At 72.6% G+C, this 15,860-nt stretch carries 13 protein-coding genes; 8 read left to right on the top strand and 5 right to left on the bottom strand.

What is annotated here, in order from left to right; all coding sequences use genetic code 11:
- Positions 1–254: 254 nt before the first annotated feature.
- Both ACFWRV_RS03765 and ACFWRV_RS03760 read right to left on the bottom strand, forming a co-directional pair.
- The gene (locus tag ACFWRV_RS03765) at positions 255–1,508 is read right to left on the bottom strand and encodes a cytochrome P450 (RefSeq protein ID WP_384327665.1); all 1,254 of its coding nucleotides are present in this window, start codon (positions 1,506–1,508) and stop codon (positions 255–257) included.
- The gene (locus ACFWRV_RS03760; RefSeq protein ID WP_384327662.1) at positions 1,505–2,806 is read right to left on the bottom strand and encodes a cytochrome P450; all 1,302 of its coding nucleotides are present in this window, start codon (positions 2,804–2,806) and stop codon (positions 1,505–1,507) included. Before ACFWRV_RS03760 ends, ACFWRV_RS03765 begins: the two co-directional genes overlap by 4 nt.
- Positions 2,807–3,198: 392 nt before the next feature.
- On the opposite strand from ACFWRV_RS03760, the gene ACFWRV_RS03755 reads away from it, so the two are divergent.
- The 8 genes from ACFWRV_RS03755 (at position 3,199) to ACFWRV_RS03720 (ending at position 11,604) form a co-directional block, all read left to right on the top strand.
- Entirely contained in the window at positions 3,199–3,906 is a 708-nt protein-coding gene (locus ACFWRV_RS03755; protein ID WP_384327992.1) for a response regulator transcription factor, read from the top strand.
- A complete protein-coding gene (locus tag ACFWRV_RS03750; RefSeq protein ID WP_384327659.1) occupies positions 3,899–5,956 on the top strand; it encodes a sensor histidine kinase in 2,058 nt (685 codons plus the stop codon). Before ACFWRV_RS03755 ends, ACFWRV_RS03750 begins: the two co-directional genes overlap by 8 nt.
- Before the next feature lie 124 nt (positions 5,957–6,080).
- Positions 6,081–6,515 (top strand): hypothetical protein, encoded by a 435-nt coding sequence (locus tag ACFWRV_RS03745; RefSeq protein ID WP_384327656.1) that lies wholly within the window; start codon positions 6,081–6,083, stop codon positions 6,513–6,515.
- A 98-nt stretch (positions 6,516–6,613) separates the two neighbouring features.
- On the top strand, positions 6,614–7,258 hold the full coding sequence (locus ACFWRV_RS03740; protein ID WP_384327653.1) for a class F sortase: 645 nt from the start codon (positions 6,614–6,616) through the stop codon (positions 7,256–7,258).
- A 210-nt stretch (positions 7,259–7,468) separates the two neighbouring features.
- Positions 7,469–8,449 (top strand): sphingomyelin phosphodiesterase, encoded by a 981-nt coding sequence (gene sph / locus ACFWRV_RS03735; RefSeq protein ID WP_384327651.1) that lies wholly within the window; start codon positions 7,469–7,471, stop codon positions 8,447–8,449.
- Between the two features lie 100 nt (positions 8,450–8,549).
- Complete coding sequence (locus ACFWRV_RS03730) at positions 8,550–9,359, top strand: N-formylglutamate amidohydrolase (protein ID WP_384327648.1); 810 nt, start codon at positions 8,550–8,552, stop codon at positions 9,357–9,359.
- A 233-nt stretch (positions 9,360–9,592) separates the two neighbouring features.
- Positions 9,593–10,084 (top strand): ATP-binding protein, encoded by a 492-nt coding sequence (locus ACFWRV_RS03725; RefSeq protein ID WP_384327645.1) that lies wholly within the window; start codon positions 9,593–9,595, stop codon positions 10,082–10,084.
- Positions 10,085–10,152: 68 nt separating this feature from the next.
- Positions 10,153–11,604 (top strand): hypothetical protein, encoded by a 1,452-nt coding sequence (locus ACFWRV_RS03720; protein ID WP_384327642.1) that lies wholly within the window; start codon positions 10,153–10,155, stop codon positions 11,602–11,604.
- On the opposite strand, the gene ACFWRV_RS03715 is transcribed toward ACFWRV_RS03720, so the two are convergent.
- The 3 genes from ACFWRV_RS03715 to ACFWRV_RS03705 all read right to left on the bottom strand — a co-directional run bounded on the left by ACFWRV_RS03715 (position 11,601) and on the right by ACFWRV_RS03705 (position 15,742).
- A complete protein-coding gene (locus ACFWRV_RS03715) occupies positions 11,601–12,845 on the bottom strand; it encodes a VWA-like domain-containing protein (RefSeq protein WP_384327640.1) in 1,245 nt (414 codons plus the stop codon). The two genes, ACFWRV_RS03720 and ACFWRV_RS03715, sit on opposite strands and share 4 nt — an antisense overlap.
- Positions 12,842–14,110 carry an AAA family ATPase gene (locus ACFWRV_RS03710; protein WP_384327637.1) on the bottom strand — a complete coding sequence of 423 codons (1,269 nt, stop codon included), beginning with the start codon at positions 14,108–14,110 and terminating at the stop codon, positions 12,842–12,844. The genes ACFWRV_RS03715 and ACFWRV_RS03710 overlap by 4 nt, the downstream gene beginning before the upstream one ends.
- 144 nt (positions 14,111–14,254) lie before the next feature.
- Positions 14,255–15,742: a hypothetical protein gene (locus tag ACFWRV_RS03705; RefSeq protein WP_384327634.1), complete on the bottom strand. Its 1,488-nt coding sequence runs from the start codon at positions 15,740–15,742 to the stop codon at positions 14,255–14,257.
- Between the last annotated feature and the right edge of the window lie 118 nt (positions 15,743–15,860).

The raw sequence follows: 15,860 nt of genomic DNA, 5'->3' as shown, positions 1-15,860 counted from the left end.
TCGGTCCAACTCACATGGCTGAACGCGAAGTTACCACGGTTGAATCTTCGGCAACCAGGATCTTGACCGGCCCCGCCGACCGGAACTCCAGGCCCCGTCCGGGCACGAGGCCAAGGGAGCGGCGGGCCTCGGAGAGAGGCACGCGACTGATCTCGTGGCCGGCGAGACGGCGGGCAGCGCGTCCGGCCATCCGTCGTGGAGGGAGGCCGTGCCGGAACGACGCGTCCCGCGCCTCCCCGCCCGCCGCTTCCGCCTCAGTCCAGCAGGACGGGGAAGGCGGCCATGTCGTTCTGCGTCATCACCGGAAGCTTGGTGATCTCCTCGTCCGGGACGGCGAGACGCAGTCCCGGGAAGCGCGTGAACAGGGCGGGCAGCGCGATGCCCGCCTCGACGCGCGAGAGGGCCGCGCCGGGGCAGATGTGCGGGCCGTGGCCGAAGGTCATGTGGCGGCCCCGCGTGGGCCGGGTGATGTCGAAGGCGTCGGCGTCGGGGCCGTGCTGCTCGATGTCGCGTCCGATCGCCCGGTAGGAGATGACGACCCCTTCCCCCTTGCGGATCACGTCGTCGCCGACGGCTATGTCCTCGGTGGCGAACCGCATCAGCAGGTGGGTGGTGGGGGTGTCCCAGCGCAGCGTCTCCTCGATCACCGCGTCCCAGCCGGCCTCCCCGGCGAGCACCTGGCGCAGCTGGTCGGGGTGGGAGAGCAGGGCGCGTACGGCGTTGAGGACGAGCCCGATGGTGGTCTCGTGCCCGGCGGCGACCATGGCCTTGAGGTTGCCCACCACCTCCTCCTCGGTGAGCGGCTCGCCGCCCTCCTCGGCCAGGATCAGCGCGCTGGTGAGGTCGTCCGTGGGGCGGGCGGTCTTCTCCCGTACGAGGTCGGTGTAGAAGACGTCCAACTCGGCGAGCAGCGACAGGCGTTCGTCCTGCGGGGTGAGCATGGAGAAGAACGCCCTGTACTGCCGGGTGAGCATGGCGTGCTGGGACTCGTCCACGCCCATGAGCAGGCCCACCACCCGCATCGGCAGCGGCTGCGCGAAGACCGCCTTCAGGTCGACGACCCCGTCCTCGCCCCGTGCGGCGTCGAGGGCGTCCAGCAGTTCGTCGGTGAACTTCTCTATGTCCGGGCGGATCGCCTCCAGACGGCGGGGGGTCAGCGCCTGCGAGGTCTTCGTCCGCAGCCGCCGGTGCTCGGCCCCGTCGACGGTGAACATGGAGCGCCCGGCGTCGATCATGCCGATCAGCGGCCACGCGTGGGTCACCGCGCCGCTCTGCCACAGGCCCCAGGCGTCGAGATCCTTCACCAGACGCTGGTCGAGCAGGAGTTGGCGTGCCTCGGCGTGCCGGGTGACCGTCCAGGCCGGTACGCCGAGCAGGTCGATCCGGGCGAGGACCCCGGCGTCGCGCAGCCGTGCGGTCTCCCCGTCCAGGTCCTGGACCATGGGGTCGACGGTGATCACCCCGGTACTCCGGTCGGCTTGTGCGGCTTCGGCGTGCGGGCAGTTCACAACGCGTCTCCTGTCGTGCGTACGGGGGTGAAGCGGACGGGCAGCGCGATCGTCCCGCGCAGGAACGCGGACGGCCTGCGGACCAGTTCGGTGGCGGGGACGGCCAGTTCGAGGTCGGGCAGCCGGTCCAGCAGCACCTCGATGCCGGTACGGGCGATGATCTCGGCGATCTCCTGGGCGGGGAAGGGGCAGCGGTACTCGCCATGGCTGAACGCCAGGTGCGCGCTGTTTCCGCCCTGCCCGGAGCGCACGACGGAGGCGGTGACCTGCTGCCGGATATGGGGGTCGGTGTTGGCCGCACCGAGCCCGAGCAGCAGCATGTCGCCGCGGGCGATGTCCCGGCCGCCGAGCCGGGTGTCACGCGCGGCCCAGCGGCCGGCCAGGATCTGGGTGGGGCCGTCCTCCCAGAGCACCTCGTTCATCGCCTCGGCGACACTGTGCCGGCCGCCGGACAGCGCGTCGGCGAACTGGTCCTCGGTGAGCATCAGCCGGGTGGAGTTGCTGATCCAGTCGGCGGTGGTCAGGTGCCCGGCGGCCGTGATGGCCATCAGGTCGAGCGCGTACTCCTCGTCGGTGAACGGCTCGGGATGGGCCAGCATCCGCGAGGTCACGTCGTCGCCGGGCCGCGCCCGCCGGTTCGCGACGAGCTGCCGCATGTGCTCGCCGAAGCGCAGGTGCGCCTTCTGCGCGTCGGGCCCGCCGTCGGCGAGGTCCTTGAGCACCCTGGCGATGTCGGCCCCCTCGTCGTCGGGGAAGCCGACGAGCCGGGCGAGCACGAGGACGGGCAGCGGCTCGGCGAACTCGGCTACGAGGTCGGCGGTTCCCCGGCTGCACACGGCGTCGATGAGCCGGTCGGCCAACTGCTCGCAGTGCTCCCGGATCTCGAAGGGGTCCGCCCCTTCGAGAGCGGGGACGACCATGTCGACGTGGCGGCGGTGCTCGGCCCCGGCGGTGAAGTAGATGGACGGCATCGGGGTCCCCACCATGGGCAGCAGCGGCCAGTTGGCGGGGATGTTCTCCCACTGGTTCCACAGGGAGACGTCCCGGGGATACGCCTCCCCGTCGCTGGTGACCTGGTGGAGTTCCTGGTAGCCGATCACCAGCCAGGCGGGAAAGCCGCCGGGCAGCTCGACCGGGACGACGGGCCCGTGCTCGCGCCGCATGGACCGGTAGAGCGCCTGCGGTTCGGCGGAGAAGCCGGGCCCGCCGAGCGCGACGGCGCCCGTACCGGCGCCCATGGGGCAACCACCGCCGGTGCCGGTCGTGGACGCGGGCGTGGCGGACGAGGGGTTCGTCATCGTACGGACTCCAGTGGCGGCGACTTCGCGCGTTGCGACCATACGATCAACGCGGCACCACTATAAGGAGGTTGCGTGAACCCTTGGGCCCCGTTCGCGCTCAATTTCGCCCGGACTCCGCATGGTTCTGATTCACCTTCCGCCGCTTCCCCCATGCCATCTGCGCATCTTTGATCACAAGATCGGCGTCGCGCCGGCCGCCGGCCGCCGGCCGCCCCAGGAGCGTTCGGGCCGTCCGCCGGACCGGTCTCAGCCCGTGCCGGCCGCCGGTGCGGCCACCTTCGCGCAGGTGAACGCGCCGGTTCCCTTCCCGGCTTCCGTGTTCCGGAACCCGCCCCGGCCTCGCTCCGCGGCCCCGCCGCTCTACGATCGGGGGCGTGTGCGCAGACGTCATGGTTGCCGAGGACGACGAGAAGCAGGCCGAGCTCGTACGCCGCTATCTGGAACGGGAAGGACACGCCGTACGGATCGTGGGCGACGGCCTCGCCGTGCTCGACGCCGTCCGGCACCGGGAACCCGACCTGCTGGTTCTCGATGTGATGATGCCCCGGGCCGACGGCCTGGACGTGGTGCGGGTGCTGCGGTCCGAGGACCGCGAACTGCCGGTGCTGATGCTGACCGCCCGGTCGACCGAGGACGACCTCCTGCTCGGTCTCGACCTCGGCGCCGACGACTACATGACCAAGCCCTACAGTCCGCGCGAGCTGATGGCCCGCGTCCGCACGCTGCTGCGGCGTACCCGGCGGCCCGCCTCCCCCGAGCCGGTGGCCGAGGACCCCGTCCTGCGCGTCGGGGCCCTGGTGGTCGATCCCGGCCGGCACGAGATATCGGTGGGCGGTGGGACGGTGGAGTGCACCCCGGGCGAGTTCCGGATCCTGGCGGCCCTGGCGGCGGAACCGGACCGGGTGTTCAGCCGGCAGCGGCTCCTGGAGGAACTCCACGGGTTCGACCGGTACATCAGCGCCCGGACCGTGGACGTGCACGTCATGAACCTGCGCAAGAAGATCGAGCGGGCCCCGCGGCGGCCGGAGCGGCTGCTGACGGTCTTCGGCGTCGGCTACAAACTCACCGATCCGGCGAAGGCCTCCCGGCGTGCGTAGGGCGCGCGGTCACGGAGCCCGGTGGGGGACGACGGGCCGGGCGCGGCTGCCGCTGCGCCGAAGCCTGCTGGGGCGGCTGCTCGCCGTCTCGGCGCTGGTCGCGGCGTGTTCGGTGGCGGCCACGGCCTGGATCGCCGTACAGACCACCTCGGGGGCGATCAAGCAGGAGCAGGGGCAGAACCTCACCGCGGATGCCCGGATCTACGACACCCTGCTGGACTACGCGGCCCGCAACCCGACCTGGGACGGGGTCGGTGCGACGGTGCGGGAGCTGGCCCGGGAGTCGGGCCGCCGGGTCGCCCTGACCACGCAGAGCCGGCAGCCGCTCGCGGACTCCGCCACCGCGAAGACCGCGCCGGCGCTCCCGCCGCAGGCGTCGGCCGTGGTCGACCCGTTGTCCGTGGACACCGTCCTGGCGGCGCGCGGCGCCGACGCGCAGGGCACGGCGGCCGACCGGATCGATCCCCGGGCGGCGGGTCCTTTCCGGCTGTCGGCGGCCGACGGCCGGGCGTTGCGTCGGACGGCCGACGACCAGGTGGAGTGCCTGAACCGGGCGGGGATCGCCTCGGACGTGGTGGTCGGCGCGAGCGGCCGCCCCCGGGTGCAGATCGTGGGCAACGATCCCGAACGCGCCCTGGGCACCCGCTGCGATCTCGCCGCCCTGGACACCCCCACCCGTTCGGAACGCAAGGCGCTCGACGCGCTCACCGAACTGGCCGACGCCTGCCTGAAGCGTCAGGGCCGCGAGGGCGTACGGCTCAACAACGACCTGTCCTGGGGCGATCCGGTCCCGGTGGCCGTGCCGGGCGATTCCGGACCGCTGGTGGCGCGTCCGGTGCCGGAGCCGGCGCCGAGCGACGCCCCCGCGAAGGAGGCCGCACCGTCGGTCGAGGTGCCGGAGCGGACCGGGGAGAACGACCGGGCCATCGCCTCCTGTGTGGGTACGGCCCGGAGCGAACAGCTCAGCTCGTACGTCGCCTCCCCCGCCCTCCTCTTCATCGGCGACGAGGGCGGCGCGACGCTGCCCGGGTTCGACCTCTCCCCCGCGAACACGGCCAGGATCGCCGGTGCCGCGGCGCTCGTACTGGCGCTCACCGTGGGCGCGTCGGTGTTCGCGGGGGCCCGGCTGGTGCGCCCGCTGCACGCGTTGACCGGCGCCGCGCAGCGTATGCGGGACGGGGAGCAGCCGGCCTCCGTGCCCGTCTCGGGGGACGACGAGGTCGGGCGGCTGGCCGCGGCGTTCAACGACATGTCCGCGCACCGGGCACGGCTGGAGGAGCAGCGCAAGGCCATGGTGAGCGACGTCGCCCATGAGCTGCGCACCCCGCTGAGCAACATCCGGGGCTGGCTGGAAGCCGCACAGGACGGACTCGCCGACCCCGACCCGGCGTTCGTCTCCTCGCTGCTGGAGGAGGCGGTGCTGCTCCAGCACATCATCGACGACCTCCAGGACCTGGCCGCGGCCGACGCCGGGGCGCTCCGGCTTCATCCGGAGCCCGTCGACGTCCGGGAGCTGCTGGGCCAGGTCGCCGCCGCCCACCAGGCCCGGGCGGAGCACGCGGGCGTCACGCTCGCCGTGGCGACCACCGCCCCGGGACCATCGGCCCTTTCCGCGGACCCGGTCAGACTCCGGCAGGCGGTGGGCAACCTGGTGTCCAATGCCGTACGGCACACCCCGGAGGGCGGGCGGGTGACGCTGCGCGCGTACGTCTCCGCGCCGAACATCTCCGCGCCGCAGGCCACGGAGGCGCAGGCCACGGAGCCGTACGCCTCCGAACCGCATGCCTCCGCGCAGGGCGACGGGACGGTGGTGATCGAGGTGACGGACACCGGATCGGGTATCCCCGCCGAGGACCTCCCCCATGTCTTCGACCGGTTCTGGCGCGCCGAGAAGTCCCGCAGTCGCCGCACGGGCGGCAGCGGCCTCGGCCTGGCCATCGTCCGCAAACTCGTCGAGGCGCACGGCGGCACGGTGGAGGCGGCGAGTACGGAGGGCGAGGGTTCGACGTTCGCTCTGCGGCTGCCCGGAGCGACGCCCTCCGGCCCCTGATGGGATGACCACAGCGTTCTGACAGCTTCTTCATATCTCCACGCCAGCCTGGCGGCATGCCCCGTCCCCGGAGCGAACCTGCCTCCGGGACCGTCACGGGGCCGACAGGAATGGAGCCATCCGTATGACCGCTTTCACCTCTCGCCGCACCCTGCGCGCCGCCGTCCTCGCCGCTGTCGCGGCCGGCGCGGTGCTGGTCCCGTCCGCCGCCGCCTTCGCCGACGCCTCCCCGAAGCCGTCGGAAGCCGCCCCGGCCGCGCCGTCCCCGGAGCGGAGCGAGGCCGCCGGGGAGGCCCCGAAGGCCGCCGCCCCGGTAGTGACTCCGCGCGGCGGCGTGGCGGCCGGCGACCGCCCGGCACCGGCGGCGAAGGAGACCGCCCCGGAGGAGGCGGCTCCGGCAGTCACCCCGCGCGGCGGTGTCGCCGCGGGTGAACGCCCGGCAGGCAGCGGCGACAACAGCACCGCGGTGCTGGCCGGTTCGGCGGCAGGAGCCGCGCTGCTCGCGGGCGCGGGAACGCTCGTGCTGCGCCGCCGCTCGGGGGCCGGCCACAACGGCTGACCCGCACCGCGCACCACCGCTGACCGTGGCGCCGCCCCGCACCGGGGCGGCGCCACGCCCGCTCACCGCCCTGCCCCGCCCCGATTCCGGAGTCCTCTGTGCCGTCGCCCCGTACGCCCCACCGCTTCCGGCGGACCGCCGCCCTGCTGACCGCCCTCGCGGCGTGCGCCGCCCTGGCCGGATGCACGTCCGCCGAGCCCTCCGCGGCCACCGCCGCCACGCCCTCCGCGTCGGCGCGGGACGAGGCGAGCTCCGGATCGACCGTGCCACCCCGGACCGACGATGCGGAGCAGCCGGCTCCCACCGAGGTCTCCATCCCGTCGATCGGCGTCCGGAGCACCCTCATGGAGCTGGGCCTCAACGCGGACGGCACGGTCGAGGTCCCGCCGGCGGAGAAGGGCATGACGGCGGGCTGGTACCGCGGCGGGTCCGTGCCCGGAGCACCCGGGCCGGCCGTCCTGATCGGCCACAACGACACCCGCTTCGGCCGGGCCGTGTTCCACGACCTCAAGAACATCCGCGAGGGCGCGGCGGTGCTGGTACGCGACGGGGCGGGGAAGAGCCTGCGCTACACGGTCACGGGCAAGGAAGCGGTCAGCAAGAAGGCGTTCCCCACCGAGAAGGTCTACGGTCCGACGAAGGGCAGCACGCTGCGACTCATCACCTGCGACGGGGAGTTCGACGCGGAGGGCCACACGGTCGACAACGTCATCGTGTACGGCATCCTCGACGGACGCGACTGAAACGACCGACACGACGCTGAGCATCGGCGGACTCGGCGGACTCGGCGGACTCGGCGGACTCGGCGGACTCGGCGGCGGAAGATCGCTCACCGGCAACCCGGTTGGCAGCCGTCGGACAGACTCGTGCCATCCGATGTCTACCCGTGGGTAACTGCCACTGCTTGGATGGGGAGCGCCCGGTACACCCCCCACTCGACCACAGGAGACTCCGTGCCGAACACCGCGTTCCGCCGTCTCACCGGCGTGGCCCTGTCCGCCGCACTCGCCACCGCCACCCTCGCCGCGAACGCTCCGCAGGCGGCGGCCGCCGAGACCCCGTCGCTGCGGGTGCTCTCTTACAACGCGTTCCTCTTCAGCAAGACCCTCTACCCCAACTGGGGCCAGGACCACCGAGCGGCCGAGATCCCGAAGACGTCGTTCTTCCAGGGCAATGACGTCGTGGTGATCCAGGAGGCCTTCGACAACAGCGCCTCCGACGCGCTGCTGCGGAACGCCGCCGCCCAGTACCCGCACCAGACCCCGGTGGTCGGCCGGAGCAAGAGCGGCTGGGACGCGACGGGCGGTTCCTACGCGGCGACGACGCCCGAGGACGGCGGCGTCACCATCCTCAGCAAGTGGCCGATCGTGCGCAAGGAGCAGTTCGTCTTCAAGGACGCGTGCGGGGGCGACTGGTTCTCGAACAAGGGCTTCGCCTACACGGTGCTGAACGTCAACGGCGCCCGGGTCCACGTCGTCGGCACCCACAACCAGTCGACCGACCCCGGCTGCTCGGCCGGCGAGGCGGCACAGATGCGCAGCCGGCAGTTCAAGCAGATGGACGCGTTCCTCGACGCGAAGAACATCCCGGCCTCGGAACAGGTCGTCGTCGCGGGCGACTTCAATGTCGACGGGCACTCGGCGGAGTACGCGTCGTTCCTCGGCGACGCGGGCCTGAGCACACCGGAGACCCGGACGGGCCACCCGTACTCCTTCGACACCCGCGACAACTCCATAGCCTCCGAGCGCTACCCCGACGACCCGCGCGAGGACCTGGACCACGTCCTGCACCGCACGGGCCACGCCAAGCCGTCGGGCTGGAAGAACGACGTGATCAAGGAGCAGAGCGCCCCCTGGACGGTGTCCAGCTGGGGCAAGAAGTACACGTACACGAACCTCTCCGACCACTACCCGGTGATCGGCTCCGGCAAGTAGCCGACGACCGGACGTCGCCGCCCCCTCCGCTTTCGGGCGGTGGGGGCGGTCCGCGATGCTGGGGCGGGACCGGACGAGAAGCACCGCCGAAGGAGTACCCGTGAGTGATCCTCAGCAGCCGTTCGCGCTCATCCCGGGAGCTGCGGACTCGCCGGTCCTCCTGCACGTACCGCACGGATCCCGCCGCATCCCCCAGCGGGTGCGCGAGGGCATCACGTTGGACGACCCCGCTCTGGAGCGCGAGCTCGACCACATCACCGACGCCCACACCGCCGAACTGGCCGCCGCGGCGGCGGCGATCGCCCCGTCCGCCCCGTGGCGCTTCGTCAACAACCTCTCCCGGCTGGTCGTCGACCCGGAGCGTTTCCCGGACGAGCGGGAGGAGATGCTCGCCGTCGGCATGGGCGCCGTCTACACGCGCACCACCCACCGCGAACCGCTCCGTCCACCGGAGACGGAACCGGGCCCGCTGTTGGAGGCGTACTTCCACCCGTACGCCGACGCGATGACGGCGGCGGTCGAGGCACGCCTCGCCGCCGCGGGCAGCGCGGTGATCATCGACGTGCACTCGTACCCGACCGCGCCTCTCCCCTACGAACTCCACGGCACCGGCCCCCGCCCGCCCGTCTGCCTGGGCACCGACCCGTTCCACACCCCGCCCGAACTCCTCGCGGCGGCGGAGGCGGCGTTCGGCGGCCGCTTCGGCCGGGGCGGCATCGCGCACGACACCCCCTTCGCCGGTACGTACGTCCCTCTCCGGCATTACGGAACGGACCGCCGGGTCACCGCGCTGATGATCGAGATCCGCCGCGACACGTACATGAGCGAGCCGGGCGGCCCTGCGGGACCGGGGCACGGCCTGCTGGCGGGGGCGCTGGCGGAGCTGGTGGAGCTGGCGGAACCCTGCTGACCAGGTGGAACCGCGGGATCCGCCCGTCGGATCGCTCTTGACGCGAGAAGATCACAGCCCTACTGCCGCCCGAGCGCGACCGTCACCCCTGCCCCCGGCTCGTCCTCGGGCCGCCCGGGCTCCGACCCACCGCGCTCCCCGCACCCGCCTCGTCGTCCTGCGCCATCGCGGCCACCACCTGTCGCACATACGTACGCGCCGAACACCGCCGCGTACAACCACCTCACGACGGCGTGTCACCTCTGGTCACGCTAGGCCGCGAATGGTCACCGTGGAGCCTGGCCGGCGAACGGTTCGACACCTGGGGCATCCCGTACGGGAGTGACGTCCACGACGCGCTGGCACGGATCGTGCTCAGCGCCAACGCCGTCAGCCACGGCCTCGCACCGGGGCGCGACCTCCGCCTACGGCTCTTGGCCGAGAGCACGACCGTACGCGTGGAGGTGACCGACACCCGTGGCGAGCGCCTGCCCGCGCTCTCCGACCCGTCGGCCGCCGACCAGGAAGGCGGCCGTGGGCTGCTCCTCGTAGCCGCCCTGACCGACCGGGTGGGGCCGGTTCCCCCGCGCCGAGGGCCCCGGAGAGACCGTCTGGGCCTCGCTGGACGTACCAGCGCCAGACCCGGCGCCGAACCGCCCACGGGCGCCGAACCTTGCCCTGCCGAACGGCAGGGCAAGGACTGCTTACGCCGGGACAGCTGCGGATACGTCAGACCGGGCGCGTAGCGGCGAGGTCTCGGGCAGAATTCGTCAGGCACTGGGCGCCGACTTCAGGGGGAGCATTGGGCTATGCGATGAGCCAGATGCCGGTGAGCGATTTTCTTCGCAGTCGATTCCGGTCCCTGGGTGACGGTGGATACGCCGGTCTCGTCTTCTTGTTGGCACGTTCCGCCGACAACCCGGACCTCCATGAAAGACTGTTCCGAGAATGGCCTGACACGCACGATGTCACGCGACGGTATCTCGGAGTGATCACACCGGCTCCGTCCGTCGTCATCATCGACGACCGTCATTGGAGGCGGGCGGAGTTCTCCTCTGCCGTCGAGGGCGTCGCCTTCCTCGGGGAGAAGAAGCGGCTCAACACACCGGGGGAGAATGCGGAATCAACGTTCCGGATGGAGGTGCGGCCGGCAGAGGAACATATGACCCTCATGCCGGTTCTGACCCGCCCCCTTCGTGAACACCAGGACGCGCTCACCGCGGCGGCCACCGAGATGCGGAAGTTCTTCGGCGTCTCCGAGAAGCTCCTGCCCTGTGCCGTCATCGTCTCCCTGGAGGAGAAAAAGGCGTTCGCCCTGGCGCTGAACGACGTCCCCAGCCTGTACGTCCTGCTGAAACAGATCAAGATCGGGCTGGAGCCGGTCACCACGGAGATCGACAAGAGAGACGCGGAATTGGCCAGGGCGAAGGAGGCCCGGCTCGCCCTCCGCTCCGACGGCGCCCTGGGCGACCTGCGCGGGAAGGCCGACGGTCTGTGTGCGACCTGGGACAGGCATCTGACACGGCTCGCCTCCGAACTGGTCAGCATTGCGGGGGAACGAACCGACGGGGACGCCTCGCTCTGTCGCTGGATGGCGCGGCGTCTTGGTCAGAACACACCACTGACGGAAGAGGAACAGAAGTCGGCGCGCACGCTCGTACGTCTGCTCGGTGAGGCCGGAATCCACGGACGCGTGCCGAGAAGGTTGCGACGCACCCTTGCCAAACTGAACGCTGGATATCCCGACAGCGACGGCGTAGTGGTCCGACGAGCAGCCCTGGTCGAGGAAGAGCGCGCGATCGAAAGGAGCATCGGGCAACTGAAGGCGAAGATTGACGAACTCGGGCAGCGCCTGAGCCTGGGGGCGGCCATCGTCGACGCCGCACGGGAGTTCGGCCTGACGCACGTCAGCCCCCAGGACATGCTGGCCTGGCGGGAGCTCACATGGCCCATCGAGGTGCTGGCGCAGCCCGTGCGGGCCCCATCGAGCACGAACGCGCGTCCGACCTCCAGCACGGTGGAGAACGCCGTGGCCCACGCGGCAGCCAGGAGCATCGTCCAAGCCGGCACCATTCACGGGGGCGTGCATATCCACGAAGCGGCGGGCCCTTCGACCACTCCCCTTCCTGAAACCACGGGCCCTCCGAACAGCAATGCCACAAAGGTGAACATCCCGCCCACCTCAGGCTCGACACCGGAGTCGGAGCCGGCACCGGATCCGCCGCCGGAGCCAACCTCCGACGGGCTTCCTGAGCCGACGAGCTAACCGATCTCCACCACCCGCGCCCACACGGGAGGCCGACGCGGGACGTAGTCGGGGTTGTCCTCGTCCCAGGAGCGGCGCCCGTGGTCCCTCGGGAACAGGCCGACGACCGTCCGGCAGGCCGGTTGCGCGGTCGGCCAGGGTGTCTGTCCGTCGGTCAGGATCACGATCGCGTCGGGCCGAGGCTGCGCCCGCAGTGCCTTCGCGAAGCCGGTGCGCAGATCCGTGCCGCCACCGCCCACCAGCGGGATGCCCTCGGCCTGGCACAGCGGGTGGACGACCCGGGTCGCCGCGTCGCAGGCGAGGACGGTGACCAGGTCGCGGCGGCCGCCCACCGCACGGGAGATGGCGGCGACCTCCAGGAGGGCGCTGCCCAGTTCGGCGTCGCTGACCGAGCCGGAGGTGTCGATGACGACGGAGACCCGGGGCGGTCTGCGGCGCAGGCTCGGCAGGACGACGCCGGGGAGGCCCGTGGAGCGTCGGGACGGCCGCCCGTAGGTGTAGTCCTCCCCCGCCCCGGGCCCCGAGGCGGCCGAACGGACGGCGGCTCCCAGCAACTCCCGCCAGGGCTGCGGAGGATGGAACGCCTCCTCCGCCCACCGCTTCCATCCTTTCGATACGTCTCCCGGCCGGCCCGTGATGCCCTGCGCCACCCGGAAACGGACCGCGTCCTGTTCGTGCGCGCTGAGCCCGTGCGCGCCGTCCGGCCCCAACTCCCATTCCCTCTCCAGCCCGTCGGCACCGCTCCCGCAGTCCAGCCAGGCGAGGTTCTGGGTGCGCGGGCCGAGGCGGAACTGGTACAGGTAGTCCTCCATGAGCTCGCCGGGCCGCAGGTGCAGAGTCGACGGGTAGACAGCACCCTTCGGGCGGGCCAGGCCGTCGCCGTAGACATCGTCGTTGATCTCGCAGTCGGCGGCGATGTTCATCCGCAGCCGGTCGCCGGGCCCGGTCAGTCCGCGCTGCCGGGCGACCCGGTCGCTGCGCCCGTGGTGGTCGCGCAGCAGGTGCGACACCTCGTGGACCCAGACCCCGGCCAGCTCCTCGACCGGGGTACGGGCCACGAAGGACGGCGAGACGTAGCACCGCCAGTGCCGGTCGACGGCCATGGTCGGTACCTGCCGGGACTCCACGGTGTGCAGGGCGAACAGGGCCGTCGCCAGATACGGGCGGGCGCGGGCGGCCTGCAGTCGGGCGGCGAAGAGTTTGTCCAGGTCGAGTGCGCTCGGCGCGTCGGTCGTCGTCATCGGCCCGCCGCCGCCGGGGACTTCGCCTTCGCCGCGACCCGGGCCGCCGCGCGGTCCGCGCGTCCGGACAGGGACACGACGCCCGCGAGCTGTTCGATGGCAGCCGGTACGTCCCAGTCCTCTTGGCGCAACGAGGCGAGCGTCGTCGCGGGGACGACCACCAGGTCCGGGGCTCCGGTCTCCAGGACCCGGACGAGCAGCGCCCAGGCCGCGTCCCAACGGACCCGCTCCGGGCGGGTACGGACCGCCGCGACGACGCCGTCCAGCGCCGCCTGGCGGAGATCCCCGCGCTCGGGCAGGACGGCGCCCGCCGGGTCGGCGAGGAGGTCCTCGGGGTCCGGAAGGTCCATCCGGTCCAGGCTCGCCAGCAGCTCCAGCCCGGGTCCGTCCCCCACCGTGCCCCTGACCAGCAGGGACAGCACCTCCTTGGAGGAACCGGCGGCGGTCGCGAAGGCGATCAGGCTCAGGGTGATGTCCCAGCTGCGCGGCGACGGCCATGGGCCGCCCCGGCGTGTCTCGGTGGTGGGCAGCCGGTGGACGAGCGTGGGGCGGGCGGAGAGGAGCCCGCACACCGCGCGCCGGGCGAAGTCCACCGCTTCGGGCAGCTTTTCGGGGTCGAGTCGGGGCAGCGTCGCGCGGGGCCAGGTGCCGGCGAGTCCGCGGACGACGACCTCGTGGTCGTGGGTCCACTGGAGGTGGACGAAGCGGTTGGCGAGCGGCGGGCTCAGCTCCCAGCCGTCGGCCGCCGAGGAGCGGGGGTTCGCCGCCGCCACGATCCGTACGCCGGGCGGGAGTTGCAGCGCCCCGATCCGCCGCTCCAGCACGAGGCGGAGCAGCGCGGCCTGAACGGCGGGCGGCGCGGTGGAGAGTTCGTCGAGGAACAGCAGGCCCTTCCCCGCCCGGACGAGGCGAACGGCCCAGTCCGGCGGGGCCATCGGCACGCCCTGTTCGGCGGGGTCGTCGCCGACGATGGGCAGCCCGGAGAAGTCGGACGGCTCGTGCACGCTGGCGATGACGGTGGTGAGCGGCAGGTCCAAGGAGGCGGCGAGTTGGGTCAGGGCCGCGGTCTTGCCGATCCCCGGCTCACCCCACAGCAGGACGGGCAGGTCGGCGGAGACCGCCAGGGTCAGCGCCTCCAGCTGCGTGTCGGGGCGCTGCTCGGTGGTGGTGTCGCGGAGCAGACTCATCAGCGCTTCGGCGACGGCCAGTTGGGAGGCGGGAGTGGAGTCAGCGAGCATGGCGGCGGACGGGCTGTTCGAGAGCATGGGAGATCACCTCAGGGTATGCGGGAGGGCGGATGGGCACGGGTGCGGGTGTGTCCGGGTGCGGGTGTGTCCGGGTGCGGGGATGTCCGGGTGCGGGTGGAGGTCGTCACGGGGCGGGGGCCGCCTGGCCCCGAACCCCCGGGGTCAGCAGACGGCTGTGCGGCGCGAGCGCCGCGCCCGGCGCGGGCGGGGATCGACGGGGCGGCGAGGATCCGAGCGCCGGCGGATGGGGCCGGGCCCGAGCAGGTCGGCCCGGAACAGTCCGTAGGTGATGCGCCGTTGGGCGGCGGCCTCCAGTTCGTCCCGCAGAGGACCGTCGCGCAGCACCGCCTCGGGGCCGAGCAGCCCCTCGACGACGGCCAGAGCACCGGCGATGTCGCCGTGGTCGAGACGTTCACGGACTCCGGTGAGGCAGTCCGGCCGCCGGTGCGCCTCGTCGATGGCCTGGAGGCAGGGCAGCGGGGTTCCGGTGAGGGCGACCAGGAGTTCTTCGCGGCGTATCTCGGCCGGGTCGTGGTCCAGCGGGGCGAGGGCCCCCTCGACCAGGCCGATCCGGTGCTGCGCCCCCCGGCATTCCACGACGCGCGACGCCCCCGCGCGGTCGCCGGTGCGCGTACGAGCCGAGGCCGGAGCCGGCGGCGGGTTGTCCGGCACGAGCGCCCGCGCGACCAGCGGGTGCAGCTGACCGGGCTCGATCGCCCCGGTGCGGAGCAGGTCGAGGTCGGGCAGCACCCAGGTAGCCGCGTCCGGCAGCACCGGCGACGTGGACGCGCCCGGGTCCGGGCTCACTGCCACGATCCGCGCGACAGGTGTCCCCCGGCCGTCGTCATCGGCCTCCACATGCAGGAGAAGCCGACGCCGGCCGCCCAGCCGCACGCTCACCGTTCCGCTCGGCCCGTGGCCCTCGGCCCGGAGCAGGTTCGCCGCCTCCGCCGCCCACCGGTCGACGGCACAGCGGCGGTCCGGCGGCACGGCGCCCCACAGGTCCGGGTCGGCAGCCTCGGCGGCGAGGCCGGTCGACCGGTCGTCGGCGCCGGAGCGGATCAGCAACTCGTCGGTCCTGCGGGCATCCCACAGGTGTCGGTGCAGATCGAGGCGGAAGCGTCGGTTCGGATGCGGGTGAGGGTGACGGCGGGCGGTGGGCTCGGTGTGCGAGCCGTCCCACAGCGCGAGGCTGATCCGCTGCCCGGCGTCCGCCCAGGCGGGCGGGGTCCGGACGACCAGGTGCAGAGGGCCCGGCCCGTCGTGCTCAGGTGGGTCGTAGCGGGCCAGGGCGATCGTCAGCCCGGGGCGCAAAAGCCCGCGCGGGGCGACCCTCGGCAGGTGCCAGCGCAGCAGATCGGGAGCCAGGTGGCGAAGGTCCGCCCGGATCCGGGCGGCGAGTTCCCCGCCGTGGCTGCGCGCCACGGACCGGAGCTGGAGATCGGTGTCGACGCCTGCCGCGGCGCACGCTCCTGCCCAGTCCCCGGCCGCACGGCGGGCGGTCGCGGTCTCGATCATCGAGGCCGGCACGGCGAACTCGCGTACGCGCGGCCAGAAGGACGGGAGGGACGAGGAAGGCCAGGAAGACGAGAAGGATGGAAGAGACGGGAGAGACGGGTGGGAAAACCGGTTCGCGGTCGAAGGGAGCATCAGCACTCACCTTGCGCGGACGGGTCCCCCAATCTGTTCATGGAGTGAGTCATCGCGGCGAGCCTAGCTCCGGTCACCGGGATCGGCCAGAGCTTTTCCCGGGGGCACCCGCGGTTGA

Source organism: Streptomyces sp. NPDC058576, from assembly GCF_042718715.1.
Lineage (GTDB): Bacteria > Actinomycetota > Actinomycetes > Streptomycetales > Streptomycetaceae > Streptomyces.
This window is presented reverse-complemented; position numbering and strand designations above follow the sequence as displayed.